Raw genomic sequence first — 21,292 nt, 5'->3', positions numbered from 1 at the left:
GCATTTCGTATAACGTGCATTATGTTAATTTTAGGATTTCTTTATAAACATTCTATAGTTATTTCTGCACAGTATGTAATCTAGGAAAAAGATAATAAGTTGTATCTGAAACAGTATCGTTTATGAAATTTAACTCCAATAAATGTTTAGGAATTACTAAGGATTCCGATAACCTGTTTTTCAATCTGTCTAAACTTAGAGCAGAGTAACGTGGATTATCATTGAATTCTTTTTGTTCAATACCATCTTCCAATTTTAAGATGTTTTCTCCATCTAAACAGATGGCTTCAATAACGGTCTCATCATCTTCAACATTCTTAACTTTTATATCTAAATTGACTTTATTGTTACGCCCAGGAATTACATAAAAATGATTAGCATAGTTCAATAGAGTCTCATATATAAATGTAAAGCTTTCTTCGAACTGATCATATTCTAGTAAACTGAATACATTGTTAAATTGGGATAATTTAAAATGTTCTCTTATCTCACCATCTCTATTAAAGAAGATTTCAAAAACTATTCCATTTAATAGATTTTTCACCTTTTCCTTATCTACTAACTTAGTTTTTTCACTAAACTCATTTATAAATTCTATGGCTGTGTGGGCTCCACCGACAGCTGCTTGATAAATATTTCTACCCAATAAAAACAAAGCATTATCATCAAATGTATTTATTAAACCTTTATCTAATTTATCTATAGCATCATTCTGTTTATACCAATTATATGACCTTAACTCCTTGATGAGCGCAGAAGCAGTGTTAGGTGTTAATAAATGAAAGTTTTTATCCGCAATGACAAATTTACTATAAGTTAAAGTCGAAGTTAGGTTCATTTTAAAGTAAAAATTTCCAGTTAAAGACGTGTGCTCCCAGGATGTCTGCTTTCCATTACTCAAAGCATATAAGGTATTTCTAGTCCTTTTTAATATTTCTTCAATTGATAAATCTGGTGTAGAGACATGTTTAAGTAAAGACTCCGTAAAGAGACCATTTCTACCTCTACCATCACTAGCTTTTTCACCAGGAGAAGTAGAAAAAGAAATTAAAGTTCCTTTAGGAGCGTACATTGGAGCTAATGTTGTACTACCTGTACCACCACGATACTTATAAGATAGAGGATTATCTCGACATGCATCTAAAACAACAATGTTAGTCTGATTAGAACATTTAGACATTTTTTCAATTAATTCACTTAAAGGAAATGAACGATGTTTGATAGATGCTTCATCATCAAATGAGTTATCTATAGGAATAATATAATTCTCCCCATTAATTTGCATACCATGACCAGCAAAGTAGAATAAACCTACCTCATTACTATTCAAGCTATCTTTAAATGCCGAGATGGCCTGATCAATCTCTTCTAAGGTTGCATCTTTTACTAATACAACTGTAAAACCTAAAGATTTTAAACTTTCAGAGATATCTTCCGCATCATTAACTGCATTAGTAAGAGGACTCTTTGTATAAGCAGCATTTCCTAAGACTAAAGCTGTTAATTTTCTATTGAACATAAGGTACTTCCTAATTGAGAAACTAATTTAATATATTTTAAAGAGTTAGAATTATACTTTTAACTTGCAGAAGAAATATTGATACCATTTAACATAATAGAGCTTATACGAAACGAAAAATAAATAGTGTTATATTTCAAAAAGTTATGCTATAAAAAATTGGGGACGCAAACCTAAAAAGCCGGCTTGGAAACAAGTCGGCTTTTTTATGAGCGGTTTTGATATATTCCGCCAATAAAAACGATCAATATTTAACCAAAATGACACATTGTTGTGTGTTATCAACCCATTCATTGCTCAAACTATCCCCAATTTCTGCGGATAAACCTTGGGATGAAATTTAAGCACTTATGTACGCTTAGGCTCACAACAATTCCCGCCCTTTGCGGCTATACGACCTCACGCTGATTTCTTATCATGGGGGCATAGAGAGCAGGATGCTCCAGATAAGAATAACAAGATCAGATACAAGGAATGTGAGGTACGACAGGAGTTATACCAAAGCACCCAATACGAAAAACCCCGACAGGATGTCGGGGTTTTTTATTATCTAAAAGAAAAGGAGAGAGAGATTTCAGATAATTCCTATTATGTTGATTTTAGGAAATCAAAATTTTAAAAAGATCTAAAGAAATCTCCTAACGGACATTCCATAGCTAATAAAATCTTATATAGATTTTTTACAGTAATATTTCGCTCTCCTCTTTCAACAGAGCCAATATAAGTTCTATGCAGATCACTTAACTCAGCTAATTGCTCTTGAGTTAAACCTTTACTTAACCTAACTAATTTTAGTTGATGACCTATTTTTTTTTCGATGCTACTCATCTTCATAGTATCCACTTGAAGATTTTCTGAATTTTTGAATATTATTCAGTTGCTTATTAAAAATCTCTGTTTGATTTTGTGTTTCACTTTTTATAGCCAGATTTCTGAGTAAGTTAATATCATTAATTTGATTAAAATTTTGAATAATTGATGCTTTAACACTATCAATTCTCGTAGTTAATTTACTTGCAGTATCAAAGCACTTTTCATTAATAACAATGCTAGAAAACTCTTTAAAAAGATTCCAAAATTCAAGATCATCACCGAAAAAATAGTTTTCAAAGTTTTCATAGTATTTATCTCTATTCTTTATCTTAGAATCCTTTTTTCTTAATTGTTCAGGAAAAATTTCATGATAGTTTTTAAGACTATTAATTATGAAGTCACTAGTAATACCTTTAATTAACATATAACTAAGATGCTCATAATTTAAAGCTAAAATAGGCTGTTTTTTGTTAGACGTGTACTGATAAAAATCTGTTGAAGACTTCCAGTCATGCGTAGATGGAAAAACAACCATCCCTCCTATCGTCGTATAAAGACTAGTATGAGGATGTAGCCATTTAGAGATATCACCTTCCTTTAGCATATCTTTAACATTTGGTGCAGCTTGACTTCTTCCTAAGCGAAACGCTTTTCCATCACAAACTATTAATTCATTTCTATCATTTAAAATAGTTACATCTTCTGTACTGGATTTCATTGTAGGTAAATATGATTTTGTAAAACCAATTCTAACTGACCACTCTCTAATTAAATCTTCACATAATTTAGAATAAAAAGTTTCTTCACTAGAATCGGGTTTATAGTGCTCAGGAATCAAACCGCTGTGAATAAGCAAAAAGGCTAAATCTGCATTTGATAACTGAGATATATACTTTTGGAATTTTTCTAATAAGATATTGGTTTGTATACTTATAGTATAATTGCTTGTTTCTCTTTCAATAAATCTTTCTATACAGTTGTAGCTATTTTCTCTGTACAAAAGTTGAGAAAATTTATCTAATTTAAAGGTTTTTAAAAAAACTTTTTTTAACATGTAAATACTTATAAAATAAAAATATTTTTATATATAAGAACACTATAAGTCTACATACTAAAAGTATCATAAAATCTGATACAATTAAGCTTTACTAAGCTTAATGAATTTTTATTTATGGAATCTGTTTTAGATCAAGTCATTCAAGGTGATTGCATAGAATTAATTAAAGAACTGCCTTCTGATTATGTTCATTTAATTTTAAGTGATATCCCATACGGCATTGGGATGGATGATTGGGATGTATTACATGACAATACTAATAATGCCTATATGGGAACTAGTCCTGCTCAAATAAAAGCTGGTGCAGTTTTTAAGAAAAGAGGAAAACCTATTAATGGATGGTCAGAAGCTGATAGGGCTATTCCACGACAATATTATGAGTGGTGTTCAAAATGGGCTCCTGAATGGTACAGGACTGTAAAACCAGGTGGATCTGTTTTTATCTTTGCTGGTAGAAGATATGCTCATAGATGTATTTCTGCTATGGAAGATAGCGGATTTACTTTTAAAGACATGTTCTCCTGGGTAAGAGATAAAGCTCCACATAGAGCTCAAAGAGTTAGCGTCGTTTATGAAAAACGTCAGGATTTAGTAAATGCAAAAAAATGGGAGGGATGGAGAGTAGGAAATTTACGTCCGACATTTGAACCTGTCTTATGGTTTCAAAAACCTTATAAAATAGGTGGAACTCTTGCTGACAATATATTACAGCATGGAGTTGGTGCATATAATCAAGACGCTTTTTTAAAGTATGTAGACACCCCAGATAATATCATTTCAGCCAGCTTTCGAAAAAGAGAGTCAGGACTACATCCTACTCAAAAACCAATTGATTTAATGAAATGTTTAATTGAATTAACCACACAAGCAGATCAAATTGTTTTAGATCCGTTTTGTGGAAGTGGTACAACCCTTGTAGCCGCAAAAGAATTGAACCGACGTTATATTGGAATGGAACAAAGTTCTGAATATTATAAAACAAGTAAAGAGCGTCTAGAATATCAATTATTGTAATATGTAAAGAAGAGTACTTATTTAATTAAGTACTCTTCTAATAATTAGCTAATTTTATTTATAAAATATCTTTTATGAGGAATAACAACACTTACAGGCTTTGTTGCATATATTTACTATTGATGGCTACTTCATAAAAAAATTTTTATTGTTAAAAAGTTTTAACTTTTGTAAGTAAAAGCGCACACAGATTAGAGAGATTACATATATCTTCTTTTTTAATAAATTGAGTATATTTGCTATACAGACGCTGTTTTTGTGATTCCATCCAAAGTGAATGCTTTGATTGAACACGCATTTCTGTTTCTATTAAATAAGTTGTTTTACCTTGTTCAATAGAAGTATAAGAACCTACTGCTCCATATCCACTAGAAACAATACAACTAGATTTTTTAATTACTTTATAGCAAATAGAGATATCTTCACTCATTGGTGCACTATAGGCAGCTCCGCAGATAATAGATAAAACTAATGTTATAAGAAATTTCATATTATTCTTTCCCTCTACATTGATTTAGATTTTTACTGATCTAAAATCATAATCTAAACTTTCCAAAAATCAGATTAAATATATGAAAAAATTAGCATTAATTACTACATTGCTTGTTGTATGTGGTGAGGCTTCTGCAATTAATTGCTCTCAGCTTTCAAAGATTGCAGATGACAATAGTATTCCCTATGGAACTAAATATAGTTTTGTTGTTAAAGGCCAAAAGGGATTCCGAACTTACTTTTATTCTGCACCATCATCAGAATGTAAGATAAAGCAACTTTTTCTTATTCCAAAAGATTCAGTTGTAGCCTATCAAGAGTTTAAGAATGAAAATAAAACATGGCTCTATGTCATGTATATAGACAAGAATGGGAAGGATACAGAAGGTTGGGTTCTTGAAAATGACTTTAAAGTTTCTGGTTCTATTAGTCTTAAATATGCACATTAACTGGCTTTTTAGTGTCACGTATAAATCTAAGACTTGTTTTAATCGTTGCTAAAATGATGTTTCACGGCTTCTAAAACATTGATTTTAGCTGATGCATATAAACAGATATAACGTTACTTTGAGGTGTACTCCAAGTTTACATAATGTCTCATATAAGAAATTCGGGTGTAAGCCCCAAGTAGAAATGTCCAGTTTACGGATTGCTCGTCCTAAGATCTCAGAACGTAAGACCATGATGAATACCCTGGTTCTCAAAACTCGAAACTTTATTGAAAAGTTCTATTGAGGTTTATAAGTACCTCAAAATAAAAAAATGCCTGAAGTTCAGGCATTTTTTACATCATCACTAAAAGCTTACAACAATCAAAAATGAGAGTTTTATTCTTGTGAATACGACTTAATTTTTTCGAAAATTGGATAGAAATCTAATCCCTCATCTTTCATCGTAGAAATCAACGCAACGATTACCGCAATATGTGTAGGAACCACACCTTGTTTACTGTAATTCGTAATCGAATTAGGTTTCATATCCAATAATGCAGCAAATTCCTTAATTGAAAGCCCTGCTTTACCGATAAGACGTTGAAATTCAGTATATGGCATTTTATTAAATTTATAGAAATCGTGTTTTGAGATTATAGCATAGGGTTATATTTACATAAAAACACATAAAATTATGTGGTAAACACATATTTTTATGTGTTATAAATGGTTTATCAACTAATCTGTTTATCCTCTCTATCGGAGAAATGTAATATGTACTCATATCCTAATTCAAACGGTGAAAAGAAACTTGCTCTCATGATCATGAATGATTTTTTCATTCAAAAAGCACATGAACTGTGGATTTTTTTACAACTCGACCAAAGCTTTAACGATTATGAAGCAACACTGATTTGGACTCGACGTTATCTAGAGGAACATCCAGAAGGTGAATACAGTGACATTCAAAAAGCCTTTATTTCTTGTTTCCCTGAAAATTTCTTCAGCTTTGACTATTAAGTTATGAATCGTTTTTCCTCTTTTGTAGCATTTCAGAATAAACGCTATAAAAGAGGAACAATTTAGATCTGAAAAAAGAAAAAATGAGAGCCATAAACTCACTTTATGGGTATGGCTTACTAAGATAAACAGATTTAAAAATAAACCTTTTTCATGAACTTTAAGCCTTTTTTTTACAACTAAAAAACTCCTCGTTATACCATCATCCTTAATGATTTTCGAGCCTTTCAGGAATCCGAAATGAAATAAGCAAGCCTACCTGTACACACAAAATTCTACGAATTTTGTGTGTACAGGGCTTGTTAGGGAGGAGACCTCCCTAAGACCCTCAAAAGCAAAAGCATTTTAATAGGGATGATGGTATGCGAACAAAACGCAAAGATTTCAGGCTCACCCAGCTACAGCTAGAGCAGCTTGAGAAACACCTAGAACTAGAAAACACCACTTTCACCGACTTCATTCATTCCCTCATTCAGCATGAGGTGATGAAAAATGCCGTGACCGTTCAACATCCTCATGATCAACAAGAAGATTCACCTAGAATCAAAACCAAAACTGTGCTTGAGGTCGTCAAACGCTATCAACATACAGACCCTGCATTACTTCTTGAACTCGCCAAGATCGGGAACAACCTGAACCAAATGGCACGAGCACTTAATGTCATCAAAAATGCAGATCCTGAAGAACAACGAAAGCTCGATGTTTTTAGCTGCATTCGAGTCCTAAAAGCGATTCAAAATGACCTGGAACAAATATCCCCTGCTTTACCTAAGATAAATAGACAACCACCTGAAAGGTATAAAAAACAGCTGTCTTCACTCGAAATAGCAGAGGAGGATGAAAGTGCATATTAAGTTTTTAAATCATGGCAAAGGATCGGCTGCACTTGCCTCATCCTACGTCTTAGACGAGCTTGACCACAAAGGACAGGTACGAGCAGGCGTTGAGGTGTTACGAGGTGATGCCACCACTTTTAACTCAATCTGCAACTCAAGCCCCCACGTGTGGAAATACACTTCTGGCGTAATTGCCTGGTCAAAAAAGGATGACCCAACTCCAGAGCAGATCGAAGAAGTTTTAGCGGAGTTTGAGAAACATGCATTTGCCGGACTTAATCCATCGCAATACCATCTTTTTGCTGTCCAACACATTGACGACGATGGCTCAAAGCACATTCACATTTTAGTGCCCCGACTCGACTTAGAAAGCGGTAAACACCTCAACATCGCACCACCTGGCCATGAAAGCTATTTCGACCCACTTCGGGACTACTTCAACACCAAGTATCAATGGTCACGCCCTGACGACTTAAGCTGGTCAAATACAACGCAAGAACCGAATCACGTTGCAAAGATCAACAAAAATGCGGAAAAAATCATTCCAGAACAAGATCTTGAGAAAATGAGAAAAAAGCAATTTTGCAGGTTTGTAGATATGCACATCCGCAAAATGTTGAAAGCAGGGGAGATTGAAAACCGAGCCGATATTCTGGCTGAAATTGAGTGTTTCAAAGGAGTGCAGTCAATCAAGCCAAGTAAGGAGTTTTTGGCAGTCACACTAGACAACGGCATCACACACAGACTGAAAGGGGATTTTTATTTTGAAAACTTTGAAATTAGAGCTTACACAGAGCGCCTCAGAGAGGCAGCAGCAAGTAGAGCAACTCCTGCTGAGCTTAGATCAGCTATCAGGGAAGCTGATGAACTTGTTGCAGCTAGTCGAGCAAAGCGAGCTACCTATAATCAAAAGCACTACTATTTTAAACAGGGTAGAGACTACGACAACAGCCGTACAATCGAATTTAAGCTCGATTTTGACCGAGATAGAGAACCTTTCACCCCAAGCCCTAAAAACGGCTACAGCGAGCTACCTGGAGTCACTACAAGCACTCCAAAAGCAGCTATCGAGTACAGACCTATCGAAACTTCAAACAGTTTCAGTCTCCATCCGTTCCTTACAAACGGAAATCGACAACGCATTCAACAGTATTTCAATCGACACCAACAGCTTACAAGCCCAAGTCCAAGCCCAAGTAGAGCAAGCGATAGCGGATCAGCAGGAGCTATTGCAGCACAAGATTCACTCTCTAATCACGGAAAACTTGGGCACTCAACAAAGGACTTACGTCATTTGGGGGAGTCTAGCTTTTGGAATGTTGATGTTTTTAATCGTTTTATTTCTCAGTTATCAGTCCAGTACGTACCGAAAGACAATCGCCAGTCAAAACCAAGTAATAGCCAACTTAGCGCACATGACGCAGCAGGGGAGATAATTCATGCAGACAGAAATCGACAAGATTTTAGCGGAACAAAACAGTTCGTTGATGCAACAGAACAACTTGTTAGCAGAACAGAACCAGTCCTTAGTAGAACAAAACAGCTTGTTAGCACAGCAAAACAGCTATTTGTCTCAGCAAATCAGTTCCTTGAAAGTCACCGTGAGCACTTACAGCGACTTAATCGAGACTCAGAAAACATTGATCACAGAGCTGAAAATGCAAATTTCCAAGCTGAAACAGGCAGGATTTTCAGAGACATTGTTAAAGGACTATCAGAAAAACTTGCTAGCCCACTTGGAAGCACAGTCCACTACAGCATTGAACAGTCTGAATTTGGAAAATATTGTCATCGAATTAGTGGGGAAAAGAGTCGATCCATTGCTGTCGAAGCTAGAGCAGATGCCTGTGAGTCAAGACTTTTACAAAGATATAGAGACGCTGAAAGAGCAAGTAACTTTGCTTGCGAACACCATCGAATCTTTAAAAGTTTTAATCAAGACTTTGAGCAGCTAACCCAAGATCTTGCAGATTTTCGCCCTAAGCCAAAGCCTGCTACGCAATTTAGCAACTTAAGGACTGATGGTTACTATCCTGGCTATGTTGCCTCTCACAGAGAGCTTTCAGCACAACAAGAACAAGCCTATCAAAACAAAAACGTCCTTTTACTCATTAAGTTTACGGAGAAAAAGGCGAAAAACCTTGATGAATACATGAAACGAGCACGCAAAATGCTTCATTCAAATGATTATCAGAGAATTGAAGAAATCATCAAGAATGACAGAAAAATGCTCAGGCACTTGGAATGTGAAGTAATTTTAGCCCCTCGAAATTCCCACCTAAAGGAGCAAAGAGCCTCGTATCATGCCTGTTTAGAGACCTTTGGAGAAATCACAAATAATTTCCAAGCTATTCTATCTCCTACACCTACTCAACAAAGCCAGGTTAAAGAACAAAGCTATCAGCCTGAACCTCCAAGAGATTCCAATCTCGATTTAGATTTTCGTTAGAAAATCTAAACAGTTAGCAGCCCTTAAGGGCTGTTTTTTTTTAGGCATTACAAGTGTTTCACAGAGCGAGTGTCTACGAGCGAACTGAAAAAATTTGCCCATCCCTTTCCCTGATTACAAGCTTCCTATCCATCAATCACCTGCATGGCAGAGCATCCCGCATGGGTGCGAACTTTCCAAGTTTGCTTCCTAAACCGAGCATAGCGAGTAAAAAGCTGATGAGCGAAGCGAATTCCGAGTCGCTTTTGATCTTGCTTTTGCTTTTTCTCAAAGTCACGAAAATATTGACCAAAAAATTGCCCCGACGAATCGAGCGAAAGCGAGATTCAATAGAGTTTGAGCGTAGCGAAAACATAGGGCAATTTATCTTTTTATCTTTTTAATTATATTTAAATCTTTTAAATCTTTTAAATGATGTAAGTGTACTGATACATATGGTTTTTTATTGGAATAAAGCACCATCTACTTACCAATATGACACCATCTACTTACCAATATGACACCATCTACTTACCAATATGACACCATTTACTTACCATTTGACACCAATAATTTTTTATGGTGTATTAGCACCAATAAAAATTATTGGTGCTTTGTTTTGAAAAAAGAATTTATAGTTAAAGATAATGCACTTATAAATGCGAGCTATTCATTAAGCTTAGTTGAACAACGATTGATGTTACTTGCTATTATTGTTGCAAGAAAAAGTGGTGATTTAAGTTGGGATATTGATAACTGGTATGGAAAGCCTGTTCAAATTTCTGCTGAAAGTTATGCAATAACTTTCAATGTTACGAGACAGGCATCTTATCTTGCTCTAAAAGAAGCAGTTAAAAACCTCTTTGAACGTCGTTTTAGATATCAAGAAGAAAGAGTTAAAGGTGTTGCTCAAAAAACTAGTCGTTGGGTTTCCGATATAGCTTATATTGATTTGACAGCAACAGTTGAGATCACATTCGCACCAGTAGTTTTACCGCTAATCACAAATTTAGAAAAACATTTTACGAGTTATGAAATAGAACAAGTTCGTAATTTAAATAGTCCATATGCCGTTCGATTGTATGAGTTAATAATTTCTTGGCGAACTACGAATAAGACTCCAATTATTGAATTAAAAGATTTCAGAAATCGTATTGGTGTATTAGAAAATGAATATCAGCGTATGGAATTATTTAAAAGACGTGTTTTAGACCCTGCAATTAATCAGATAAACACTCATACAGATATTATTGCTCAATATGAGCAACACAAACGAGGCCGTTCAATTATTGGATTTTCTTTTAAATTTAAACAAAAGAAAAAAGAACTTGTATCTATAAAAGAAGAACAAAATACATTAAAACTAATTTCAAAAATGACGGATGCTCAACGCCATATGTTTGCTAATAAGCTTTCAGAGCTTCCTAGTATGGGTAAATATTCTCAGGGTACGGAAAGCTTCCAACAATTTGCTATTCGTATTGCCGAAATGCTACAAAATCCTGAACGATTTAAAGAACTCTATCCATATCTTAAAAAAGTTGGATATCGTTAAAACAGTCATGTAACGTTACATGACTACCTAATGTTTACTGATATACACTTTTTTACTTGGGCTACATGATGAAAGCATTGTCTGTTATTGAGTTGGCTAATCTATATGGAATGAATCGCCAAAGCATTTATAAGCGTATTAATAAAGGGGATTTATCTAAGAATAGTGATGGAAAAATTAATTTTTCAGAAGCGATACGTGTATTTGGAGAACCCTCACACAAAAATAATAATGTAACCCTGTTACAGTCTACTTCGGTACAAAAAGAGACAGAAGTAGACATGCTGAAACAGCAGGTAGACATACTAAAAAAACAGCTAGAACTTGCACATGAACGAGAAGTTTTTCAAAGAGAGCAACTAGCAACAAAAGATAATCAAATAGAAGCGATACAACGCTTATTAGAAGCCCCTAAAACCAATATGACTACGTTTACCGATCAAGAACCGGTACAACCCAGTATGGCTAAAGTAGATCCTAAACCGGACACACCAGAACCCAAAGATGATGGAGTGACTATTCTGGTCGAAAAAGAAAATAAGCGCATTCGAGTGCCGGATCATGTAGAACCGGAGCCACCGAAAAGGGGGTTCCTGAGCCGTTTTTTCTTGCCGAATGGATAAGCTCATTGTTCACTGATACTAATCAAAACCGTGGAACATTGTTCACTTATTAAGCGTGGAACGTGAAAAATCATAAAAAAAGCCCAACTTGGGGAAGATGGGCTATAAACTTTGAAATAAGTGCATGAATTTAAAGGGTAATTATAACGCATTTCGTATAACGTGCATTATGTTAATTTTAGCAATTTTAAATAATACAGCTTTCACCATTTTCAACATCTAATTGCATTCTAGATTTTTTTGACGAATTCGTTGTCTTTCTTTTTTTGTCTTTAATTAATTCATCTTCCCCATAATGTGAAGGTAATTCTAAGCGACGAATTCCCATTTTTACATATTCTTGATTCACTTCTATACCAATAGATTTCCGACCTAATCTTTTAGCTACAGCACATGTTGTAAAACTGCCAGAGAAGGGATCTAAAACTGTATCACCTTCATTTGATGAAGCCCTAATAATACGTTCTAACAATGCTTCAGGCTTTTGAGTTGGATGATTTTCATACTCTTCCATCTTAAATCTCACCCTAGAGAACTCCCATACATTTCCAGGGACTTTCAATGTATTGTATGGTTGTGGAGGATTTTTTCTATAATCAATTAATCCTCGTTTAGCTCCTGTTTTAGCTTCAATTAAAATATCATTGGCATTAAAAGTATAATTATTTTTATCTTTAACCAACATTAAAATCGGTTCATACATAGAACCATAGAATTTTTTGGCCTGTACACCAGAGCTATCATATGACCAAACAATTCTACTTCTAATAAAGAAATTTTTACGACACCAAATATCTAGAAAAGGCATATTTTCGGTACTATTCATTAAATAAAAAGTACCATTGGGCTTAAGCACTCTATAACACTCATCAATCCATTCGTAGCACCAACTTAAGAATTCTTCTTCATCCCAATTCTCAACTAATCCATCAAAGTCCTTGCCAATATTGTAGGGAGGATCAGCAAAAATTAAATCTATAGATTCATCTTGTACTTGAGAAAGAGATTGAAGCACATCTCCATGAATAATATGGTGAGAGTTATCCCTAAAATGAGTTAAAGAAGACATATCTATGTAGGTTACAACTGTTACTTGAAGTTGAATTATCTTACATCAAACTTAGTTTTTTTTTAGATAAAAGTTTGATGTAAGATAATTTTCTTGCTTTAACATTGTAAAAATAGATAATTCCACATAAATTATTGATATAAAGAGATTTTAATGAAATTTGAAACACATCAGTTCACATCTAATATATTAAATATATTAGAAGATATGTTTCCATCTTATGCGGAAGATATTTTTGAAAATAGCCCCTTATTAATTTATTTAAATATAAAAACGAAGTCTGCAAATAAGGGGTCTAAATCAAGAGGATCTTTTGCTAATCATTATGCATTATATGTTTTAATTGAAGATTACATAAACAAAGGATATTTTGAAAATAATAATAAAAATTACTTTAATGATTATGAGGGTGCACAGTTTACGAATCTTTTTAAAAGACAAAGGGAATTACCTTTTGGTCAAAAATTACAGAATCATGCCATTAACTCAAGATTAAATGATGAGTTTATAAAATACTTCCCTACTATTAAATTAAAACCAATAATTCGTGATACAGAAAATCAAAAATATTGGATAGAAGAAAATCTTTTACAAGTTAAAATTAACGGAAAAGAATTTAACTTAGCTAAAGCGATCTTGAAAATCATAGATGCTTATGTAGAAACGAAAAAAGAATCTTTCCAAAAATTTCTTGATGCTTGCTTAGAGATCCATCATCTCAATGATACTAATAAATCACAAGCATATGAATTTATTAAAGAATTGATTGGAGTAAGTGTTGATGCTCGTATTTTTGAAATTGTAAGCTTTGCTATTCTAAAAGAAAAATATGCGAATGAATCTATCTTTATTGGAGAAACATTATCTTCTGTTAAAGAAGAGTCTTTAACTCTATACAAAACTGGTAGAACTAATGCTAATGATGGGGGCATAGATTTTGTTATGAAACCTATTGGTAGATTCTATCAGGTAACAGAAACTATAGACGTAAATAAATATTTTCTCGATATCGATAAGGTTCAAAAATTCCCAATCACATTCGTTATAAAATCTGATAAAGAATCTACTGAAATAAAACAGCAAATACAAGAACAAGCAACTCAGAAATATAAAGTCCCTTCTATAATTAATAAGTACATGTCATGTATTGAAGAAATTATAAATGTAAATGATTTGATGAATATATTTAATAATATAAATGAGAAAGGAAAAATACAACCTGTAATTAATGAAATTATTATTCAAAGTAAAGTGGAATTTAATTATCAGGAAGATGAAATAGAAGAACTACTCGAAGCGACAAAGGAAAATTTAGAAATTAGCTTAGACTCTATCGAGGAAGATGAAGAATAGTTTTTTTCCAACTGTAAATAAAAGGACACTCTATAAGGTGTTCTTTTATTTTTAGGGGGGATTACCGTAGAAGCATTAACTCAAAGGTACTTGAGTACCTTTGAGTTAAATTAATTAGCCGATAGGAGAAGATGAAATTTTTTTACTTCTACATTGTGGGCAATAATTAGGTGTGCCAGCTCCTCTACGAGAGGTCCATTCATGCTTGCACTCTCCACACTTTGCTCTATAAATAACTTCAGACATTTTTCCCCCATATTTTATATATTAGACTTTGTATTATAACACACTGTTATTTAATAGAAAAAATATTATGAATCTTAATTTAAATTATTAAATTATTGTTTTTTATAAATTTAATTTATTGCTAAGTAAGTTGAGTATAATTTATATTATGATTAATTTGATTATTTTTTATTTAGGTAAACTATATGTTTTCATGGAAAAATATTAAAACAACAGTTAGACAAAAAGTTATTAATGGGGAAACTAATTCAGAAAAAGCGTTAGGTGTATTAGAGACTTTAGGTAAATCAACCGTTTCTGTGGGAACCAGTATTGTTAAAGCAGTTCCCCTAATGGTAGGTGAGTACTATAAATCACAAGCAGATGTGATGTCGAAGAATAGTAATGAGAATATACGTAATAAAGGAGCGGACTTGCGTGAGAAAGCAGAAAAACTAAGTAATGATTCAAAAGATAATTTTTCTTATTATGATTCTGATAAAGTTTCAGAAAGATGTCGAAATGAATTAAATGGTTATAAAAAGAAATTAGAGCAGATAACTATCAATTTACAGTCAAATGACGCACAAAGTATTTCTCTTGAGAAAAAAATTGCAAAATTAGAATTGGAATTACAGGAAGAGAGAGATGAAAGTAAAAAAATAATTATAAAAAAACAGATGAATGAATCTTATGAAATGTATCAGAAATTAATTTTAGCTATGAATAAGTTATTTCAAAAACAACGTCAGCTTGAAAGAATTATTGATGATTATGAATTAATAAATTAGAAGTAGGGGGAATAATTAATTCTAACTTTCCCTCTAATTTATATGATCCAACTTATATGAAGTGAAGAAGCCAGTTCAATGTACAACTGGCTTTTTTACTGTCACGTATAAATCTAAGACTTGTTTTCATTGTTGCTAAGATGATGTTTCACGGCTTCTAAACCATTGATTTTAAGTTGCGGATTCAGAGAGAAGTGACGTTACTTTGGGGTGTACTCTAAATTTACATAACATCTCTTCTACGAAATGCAGTATTTGGCTTCATCCTGTTTCATGAGCTCATATTCTTGAATAGATTTTTTCAACTGCTCAACCGGAAGATAGAACTCATCCTTTTTTTCAGATTGTTGTAATAATTCTGTATTCATTTTTATCTCGAATTAGAAAACTAAAAATTACCGGCTGACGGGATCGCTACTTAACTGTAACCCGAAGAGTTTTTTGTCTCGATCTTCAGTTAAGTACTCACTAAGTTCAGCGAGTATTTTTTCTTTGTTTGCTTCATTTTCCATTTTTTTCAGCAAATAAGAACCGAGAAGAATTTTACGTCGAGTATCATCCTTCCGTTGTTGTTCTGTCGCTTTCTTTTTTTCTCTAGCTTCGATTGCCTGTTTTTGTGCTTTTAACTGATTTAACTTTTCTTGCTGTTTTGCAATTTTTTCATTTAAAACATCAATACTCATAACATTACACATCCAAGGATTCTTCTCGATCATAAGCGCATTTGAACTTATGTTCAAGACGCTATATGATACTCAAAGAATCCCGTAAGGGCGCACTTACCCATTGAAAAACTCTTCGAGATTTTTCAATAGAAATTGCGGCAGGGGATATCCCCTACGACCCCGACCAACCTTGCGGTTGTTAGATTCGATAAATCGAATCAGGAGCAAAATAAAAAATGGCGATCTATCATTTTTCAGTAAAGCCGATTAGTAGAGCAGACGGACGCAGTGCCGTAGCTGCTGCCGCATATCGCTCTGCTGAAAAATTGGATGATGCTAGATACGGAAAAATTCAGGACTACACACGAAAAACAGGCGTTGAACTTTCAAAAATATATGCCCCTGATAATGTGGCTCCCAGTCTATTAAATAGAAATGAACTGTGGAACGCAGTCGAGAAATCAGAAAATAGAAAAGATGCATGCCTGGCTAGAGAATTTGAAATTGCATTTCCATCTGAGTTGAACCAACACCAGCGCGAAAAAATGCTAGATGACTTATGCAATCAACTTGTCACTAAGTATGGTGTCGTTGTTGATGCAGCCATTCATGCACCCGATATCAAAGGGGGATCTGATGAGAGAAACTTTCACGCTCACATACTTTTCACAACTAGATCTATCGACCCCAGCACAGGCTTTTTTTCATCTAAAAAGTATAGAGACTTCAACAAACCATTAGGTAGTGAAACAACCAAAGCATGGCGTGAATACTTTGCAACACTGACAAACTCACACTTAGAACGAGCTGGCATTGAAAGCCGAGTCGATCACAGGAGCTACAAAGAACAAGGCTTAGAATTTGAGCCAACTGTTCACGAAGGGCCAAGCGTGACTCAACAAAGAAGAAAGGGTCTTGATACAGAAATCACTTTAAAAAATGATTTGATCAAAAACAGAAACGCCGAGAGAGAGAAAGCGCCTACGCTGCTAAAAGGACTAGAACAAGAAATCTTTACGACTGAAAATCTAAAATCACGACTTGAAGCGGATCTGCTAGAAGCCGAGAAGCAACAAAGACTAGAGGCAGAAAGACTAGAAGCCGAGAAGCTAGAGCGTGATATTTCGCGCTTTTATGAAATGCAGCAGCGATATATTGACTTTACATACAGCGTGTTAGAGCAAATAAATGAAAAAGAACCTAAAATCGAAAAAATTGCGAAGCGCAGAGAAAAAATTGAAAAGTTTGTAGCGAAATGTCCTCCAAACGATTCAATTATCCTCAAAGAAGAAACTGCTTTTAAGCAAAAGAAAGGCTATGTCCCAGACTACTACATAACGAAAGAAGCAGCCCGTCAACAAATCAACAGCATCAATGAAAATTTCAAAAAATGGCTTGAGGATTTCGCAGAAAAAGAAGACTTTTTGACAACCACATCAGCGCTAAAAACTCTACACGATTCACTTACAAGCCAAGGCGTTGAACTTGAAATTCCAAAACAAAAAAAGCTATTCGGAATTGCTATTTCATCGCACATTCCACCGTCTGCAGAAACGCTTGAAAATGAGCTAGAGGGTTACTACTTTAAGGCACTTGGTTACAGTTTTGAATACGATTACAAGCAAGCAATCAGAAGTGACGCACAAAAGAAAAAAGATGCAGAGAAAGAGCGCAAGGCAGAGCGTGAACGAGCAGCGCACCTTCTGCGTCATCAGCAGAAAGAACATGAGTACAAAGCGCAAGCAGCAGCAGAACTTGAAGCTTACAGAAGTTGTGAAGTAGATTATGGTTATCGCGCCGATTGCAAATACGATGCACTTAGCTCACAAGTCAGTCTACTTTCAAGCTTGATTATTTCTGAAGTGCTCAAAAAGCGCGACATCTCAGGCTATTTGGCAGAGAAAATCGAGCTTTTCGAGCGTGAGCTAAAAGCTAACTACTCAAAAGAGTATGAAGAAAAAGTGTATGGCCAAATTTTCGAGATATTAGCAGCAGACAAGAAACTACTCAAAGCTGATTTAAAAAATCTAAACAAAATCAATGGTTTCTACGAAAAATTAACAAATCATGTTGCTGAAAAGAAAGAGATTGAACAGCTAAAACTTGAGCGCGAGCGTAAAGAACTTGAAGTCAGTCCAACAAAACAGCCGGAAAAAGAAAAAATGTTGAAAATGACAGTAGCAATGACTTTTCAAGGTGAGTACAAAAAGAATTAGATAATTACTTTTCTAAAACTCTCTCATTTGCTCCATGTTGAGCGAAAATATGAAATGCTAGGGGGTAGCATAGTGGAAGCATTAAAAACTCAATACAGAGCAAATCAGAGCGAAATAGCCATATATTTTTTATTAATGTGGATAGATTCTTCGTCTGAATTTGAAAAATCAAGTTTTTCATGAATCTTTGAAAGTCAGATATTAGCGATTTTTAAAAATATCTGAACATTCCATATAGTTTTGCAGAGCGAGTGTCTACGAGCGAACTGAATACATTAAAATTTTGCCTGTTTTTTTCCCTGATTACAGGCTCCCCTTTGCTTACGTGATTTAAGACCAGAGCATCCCGAAGGGTGCGAACTGAAAGCATAAGCATTGTTGCTTTTGCTTTTTCCTTAATTTTTAAAAATATTCACCAAAAAATTGCCCCAGGAATCGAGCGAAAGCGAGATTCAATAGAGTTTGAGCGTAGCGAAAACATAGGGCAATTTTTCATGATTTGGGCTTTTAATTATTTTTTAATGTTTTTAATGCTTTTAGACACAGTCAAATGCTTATGAATAAAGGCTTTCAGAGCTTATACATGGACGTTTATCTGGTGATACATGGACGTTTATCTGGTGATACATGGACGTTTATCTGGTGATACATGGACGTTTATCTGGTATATCTGGACTAATGTTATTAAGTCAAGATATTGATCAAGACACAACCTAGAACATAAATTTAAGTTATTGTTTTATATTGTTTTTATTTTAAAATCATTATATTCGATATATTGGCTAAATATTATCTATATTTTATTTTAAATATTTATATATAATATTAATTAGGTATATATAAAACTACCTAAGTTATTGTTTTTATTAATTAAAAGTAACTTAAAAATAACTTTTAATAATATTAATTAAACATTTTCTATAATATAAACATTTTAATATATATGGACGTTTATCTGGTGATACATGGACGTTTATCTGGTACACTCTAAACCATTGACATAAATATATAATGTCAATATATTGACATGAAAAGATAACGTCCAAGAAAAGACATGAAAAATATTGTTGTCAAAGATAATGCTTTAATTAATGCAAGTTACAACTTAGACCTAGCCGAGCAACGATTAATCTTATTAGCCATTGTTGAAGCTAGAGAAAGTGGGAAAGGTATCAACACCAATGATCCGTTAGTAGTACATGCTGAAAGCTACGCGCATCAATTCAATGTTCACAAAAACACAGCATATACAACATTAAAGAATGCTTGTAATGCTCTGTTTCTACGACAATTTAGTTATCAAGAAGAAAGCTCTAGCAATATAGAATATATTAAATCAAGATGGGTTAGTGAAATTCGATATATTGAAAACGAAGCAGTCGTTAAGCTTATATTTGCTCCAGCTATTGTTCCGTTGATTACAAGATTAGAAGAACATTTTACTAAATATGAATTACAACAAATCAGTAATCTTAGCAGTGCTTACGCAATCCGTTTATATGAATTATTAATAGCTTGGCGTAGTACAGGTAAAACGCCAATTTTTGAATTAGCAGATTTTAGAAAAAAAGTAGGTGTTGATGAAACAGATTACGCCATAATTTCTGATCTAAAAAAGCGTGTACTTGATATTGCAATTAAACAGCTTAATGAACATACCGACATTACTGTACAGTACGAGCAACATAAAAAAGGGCGCTCAATTTATGGTTTTTCATTTTCATTCAAGCAAAAGATAGTGAATGATCTATCCGTAGAAAATAATAAAAATCCAAACATCATAGATCCTTTAAAATTATCGAACTCTCAACGCAACTTATTTGCCAATAAACTTTCAGAACTCCCTGAAATGGGTAAATACTCCCAAGGAACAGAAGGCTATCAGCAGTTTGCTGTCCGTATTGCTGAAATGTTACAAGATCCTGAACGAGTCAAAGAATTTTACCCATACCTAAAAAAAGTGGGATACATACCATCCAGTAAAAAGGATATCGTAAATGGCTAAACTCTCACTGAGCGAAGTATCCAAACAGTTTAATGTCGATAGATCGACCATTTATAGAGCTGTACGCAATGGACGCTTATCACGTTCCAGTGATGGTCAATTTGATATTGCCGAAATCATTCGATGCTTTGGTGAACCCGAGCAAGTATCTCAACCGAATGAATCCGCAAAACAAGGCAGTGATGCTGCCACACAGAAACTCATCTCTCATTTAGAAAACGAAGTCAAAAAATACCAAGAACGTGAAGAACGTTTGATGCAACAAATTGACCGTATGCAAACCCTTATTGAGTTAAAAAGTGTGGCACCTGCCACAGCAGTGCCACACCCTGACGCTACAGCATGTGACAGCCAAACGCCACAGCATGCAACAACAGATCAAAATATTGAAAATAAAGAAAATTTAAATAAAGATGTGGCAGCAAGTGTGGCAATGCCACAACAAGATGCCACAGCACGCGACAGCCAAACGCCACAGCGTGCCACGTTGCAAAATATGGCAGCACCACAACCTAAAAAACGGGGCTTATTTGGGCGTGTATTAAATGCCGTATTCAACGATGAGGAATAACGTCAATCTTCTACCTGACGCTTTTTAATTTTAAAAGTTCCTCGATTAACCACTCGGTGAGCTGGATTACGACCATATAAGTGTTTAACCACGGTTGGTTCACCATTCGGTGCTGTGCTCACTAAGACATCATTTTCAACATAAAGCACGGGGCCATTTTGTTTTGCTTCGATAAAGCATTCTTGAAGTACACGCGCTGCGACATTAGCAATCTCACGTTCTTTGTCACTTTCATCAATTAGATATTGATTTGACATATTTACCTCTATTAGCAAAGCACCGGATTAAATTATTTAGTATTAGAGGACCACAAAACAAGAAGAAATAGGGTAAAAATTGGCAATAATATCCTGCACCACCGTTCATGTGGATTGTTTAACTGAGATGAACAAAACCGTGGAACATTGATCAAATAGTAAGCGTGGAACGTGAAAAATCATAAAAAAAGCCCGGTCATGGAAACTCGGGCTATAAACTTGGCATTAATATATTGAATTATAACATAATTTAAAATGCATTTCGTATAACGTGCATTATGTTAATTTTAGGATTTCTTTATAAACATTCTATAGTTATTTCTGCACAGTATGTAATCTAGGAAAAAGATAA

Annotated in this window: 21 protein-coding genes; 12 read left to right on the top strand and 9 right to left on the bottom strand. The window is 34.2% G+C overall.

What is annotated here, in order from left to right:
• Window positions 1-58 precede the first annotated feature (58 nt).
• The 3 genes from BLV99_RS16150 to BLV99_RS16140 form a co-directional block, all read right to left on the bottom strand.
• Complete coding sequence (locus tag BLV99_RS16150) at window positions 59-1,519, bottom strand: caspase family protein (protein ID WP_092692557.1); 1,461 nt, start codon at window positions 1,517-1,519, stop codon at window positions 59-61.
• 615 nt (window positions 1,520-2,134) lie between these two features.
• Window positions 2,135-2,347: a helix-turn-helix domain-containing protein gene (locus BLV99_RS16145; protein ID WP_244516345.1), complete on the bottom strand. Its 213-nt coding sequence runs from the start codon at window positions 2,345-2,347 to the stop codon at window positions 2,135-2,137.
• Complete coding sequence (locus BLV99_RS16140) at window positions 2,340-3,386, bottom strand: HindIII family type II restriction endonuclease (RefSeq protein WP_092692552.1); 1,047 nt, start codon at window positions 3,384-3,386, stop codon at window positions 2,340-2,342. The genes BLV99_RS16145 and BLV99_RS16140 overlap by 8 nt, the downstream gene beginning before the upstream one ends.
• Before the next feature lie 117 nt (window positions 3,387-3,503).
• Here BLV99_RS16140 and BLV99_RS16135 point away from each other — a divergent pair, with 117 nt between their 5' ends.
• Window positions 3,504-4,403 (top strand): DNA-methyltransferase, encoded by a 900-nt coding sequence (locus BLV99_RS16135; RefSeq protein ID WP_092692550.1) that lies wholly within the window; start codon window positions 3,504-3,506, stop codon window positions 4,401-4,403.
• Window positions 4,404-4,554: 151 nt separating this feature from the next.
• Here BLV99_RS16135 and BLV99_RS16130 read toward each other — a convergent pair whose 3' ends face one another.
• Window positions 4,555-4,893 carry a hypothetical protein gene (locus tag BLV99_RS16130; protein WP_092692548.1) on the bottom strand — a complete coding sequence of 113 codons (339 nt, stop codon included), beginning with the start codon at window positions 4,891-4,893 and terminating at the stop codon, window positions 4,555-4,557.
• A gap of 82 nt (window positions 4,894-4,975) precedes the next feature.
• On the opposite strand from BLV99_RS16130, the gene BLV99_RS16125 reads away from it, so the two are divergent.
• Complete coding sequence (locus BLV99_RS16125; RefSeq protein ID WP_092692545.1) at window positions 4,976-5,344, top strand: hypothetical protein; 369 nt, start codon at window positions 4,976-4,978, stop codon at window positions 5,342-5,344.
• 378 nt (window positions 5,345-5,722) lie between these two features.
• Here the strand turns inward: BLV99_RS16125 and BLV99_RS16120 are convergent, their stop codons facing one another.
• Entirely contained in the window at window positions 5,723-5,947 is a 225-nt protein-coding gene (locus BLV99_RS16120; RefSeq protein ID WP_005155986.1) for a hypothetical protein, read from the bottom strand.
• A gap of 153 nt (window positions 5,948-6,100) precedes the next feature.
• Between BLV99_RS16120 and BLV99_RS16115 the strand changes: the two genes are divergently transcribed.
• From BLV99_RS16115 to BLV99_RS16095, 5 genes are all read left to right on the top strand, one after another.
• A complete protein-coding gene (locus BLV99_RS16115) occupies window positions 6,101-6,346 on the top strand; it encodes a hypothetical protein (protein ID WP_092692542.1) in 246 nt (81 codons plus the stop codon).
• Between the two features lie 362 nt (window positions 6,347-6,708).
• On the top strand, window positions 6,709-7,200 hold the full coding sequence (gene mobC, locus BLV99_RS16110) for a plasmid mobilization relaxosome protein MobC (protein WP_092692540.1): 492 nt from the start codon (window positions 6,709-6,711) through the stop codon (window positions 7,198-7,200).
• Complete coding sequence (locus BLV99_RS16105) at window positions 7,184-9,631, top strand: relaxase/mobilization nuclease domain-containing protein (protein ID WP_092692537.1); 2,448 nt, start codon at window positions 7,184-7,186, stop codon at window positions 9,629-9,631. Before mobC ends, BLV99_RS16105 begins: the two co-directional genes overlap by 17 nt.
• Before the next feature lie 598 nt (window positions 9,632-10,229).
• Window positions 10,230-11,165: a replication initiation protein RepM gene (gene repM, locus BLV99_RS16100; RefSeq protein WP_244516344.1), complete on the top strand. Its 936-nt coding sequence runs from the start codon at window positions 10,230-10,232 to the stop codon at window positions 11,163-11,165.
• A gap of 68 nt (window positions 11,166-11,233) precedes the next feature.
• Window positions 11,234-11,788 carry a plasmid replication DNA-binding protein gene (locus BLV99_RS16095; protein WP_171259192.1) on the top strand — a complete coding sequence of 185 codons (555 nt, stop codon included), beginning with the start codon at window positions 11,234-11,236 and terminating at the stop codon, window positions 11,786-11,788.
• A gap of 187 nt (window positions 11,789-11,975) precedes the next feature.
• Here the strand turns inward: BLV99_RS16095 and yhdJ are convergent, their stop codons facing one another.
• Window positions 11,976-12,857, bottom strand: coding sequence for an adenine-specific DNA-methyltransferase (yhdJ, locus tag BLV99_RS16090; protein ID WP_092692527.1), 882 nt, complete (start codon window positions 12,855-12,857; stop codon window positions 11,976-11,978).
• A gap of 153 nt (window positions 12,858-13,010) precedes the next feature.
• Here yhdJ and BLV99_RS16085 point away from each other — a divergent pair, with 153 nt between their 5' ends.
• Together BLV99_RS16085 and BLV99_RS16080 are read left to right on the top strand one after the other, a co-directional pair.
• Window positions 13,011-14,210: a restriction endonuclease gene (locus BLV99_RS16085; RefSeq protein ID WP_092692524.1), complete on the top strand. Its 1,200-nt coding sequence runs from the start codon at window positions 13,011-13,013 to the stop codon at window positions 14,208-14,210.
• 431 nt (window positions 14,211-14,641) lie between these two features.
• Window positions 14,642-15,226 carry a hypothetical protein gene (locus tag BLV99_RS16080; protein ID WP_092692521.1) on the top strand — a complete coding sequence of 195 codons (585 nt, stop codon included), beginning with the start codon at window positions 14,642-14,644 and terminating at the stop codon, window positions 15,224-15,226.
• Between the two features lie 239 nt (window positions 15,227-15,465).
• Here BLV99_RS16080 and BLV99_RS18640 read toward each other — a convergent pair whose 3' ends face one another.
• Together BLV99_RS18640 and BLV99_RS16075 are read right to left on the bottom strand one after the other, a co-directional pair.
• Window positions 15,466-15,594 (bottom strand): hypothetical protein, encoded by a 129-nt coding sequence (locus BLV99_RS18640; protein ID WP_265755881.1) that lies wholly within the window; start codon window positions 15,592-15,594, stop codon window positions 15,466-15,468.
• Window positions 15,595-15,621: 27 nt separating this feature from the next.
• Window positions 15,622-15,909, bottom strand: coding sequence for a mobilization protein (locus tag BLV99_RS16075; protein WP_092692518.1), 288 nt, complete (start codon window positions 15,907-15,909; stop codon window positions 15,622-15,624).
• A gap of 218 nt (window positions 15,910-16,127) precedes the next feature.
• On the opposite strand from BLV99_RS16075, the gene mobQ reads away from it, so the two are divergent.
• From mobQ to BLV99_RS16055, 3 genes are all read left to right on the top strand, one after another.
• Complete coding sequence (mobQ, locus tag BLV99_RS16070; protein ID WP_092692516.1) at window positions 16,128-18,107, top strand: MobQ family relaxase; 1,980 nt, start codon at window positions 16,128-16,130, stop codon at window positions 18,105-18,107.
• 1,054 nt (window positions 18,108-19,161) lie between these two features.
• Window positions 19,162-20,112 (top strand): replication initiation protein RepM, encoded by a 951-nt coding sequence (repM, locus tag BLV99_RS16060; RefSeq protein ID WP_092692510.1) that lies wholly within the window; start codon window positions 19,162-19,164, stop codon window positions 20,110-20,112.
• Window positions 20,105-20,683: a plasmid replication DNA-binding protein gene (locus tag BLV99_RS16055; protein WP_092692507.1), complete on the top strand. Its 579-nt coding sequence runs from the start codon at window positions 20,105-20,107 to the stop codon at window positions 20,681-20,683. The genes repM (BLV99_RS16060) and BLV99_RS16055 overlap by 8 nt, the downstream gene beginning before the upstream one ends.
• 2 nt (window positions 20,684-20,685) lie before the next feature.
• On the opposite strand, the gene BLV99_RS16050 is transcribed toward BLV99_RS16055, so the two are convergent.
• Window positions 20,686-20,940 (bottom strand): hypothetical protein, encoded by a 255-nt coding sequence (locus tag BLV99_RS16050; protein WP_092692505.1) that lies wholly within the window; start codon window positions 20,938-20,940, stop codon window positions 20,686-20,688.
• Window positions 20,941-21,292: the final 352 nt, after the last annotated feature.

It is taken from the genome of Acinetobacter kyonggiensis (genome assembly GCF_900107285.1).
GTDB lineage: Bacteria > Pseudomonadota > Gammaproteobacteria > Pseudomonadales > Moraxellaceae > Acinetobacter > Acinetobacter kyonggiensis.
The sequence above is the reverse complement of the archived record's forward strand: the minus strand, read 5'-3'. Positions and strand labels throughout refer to the sequence as shown.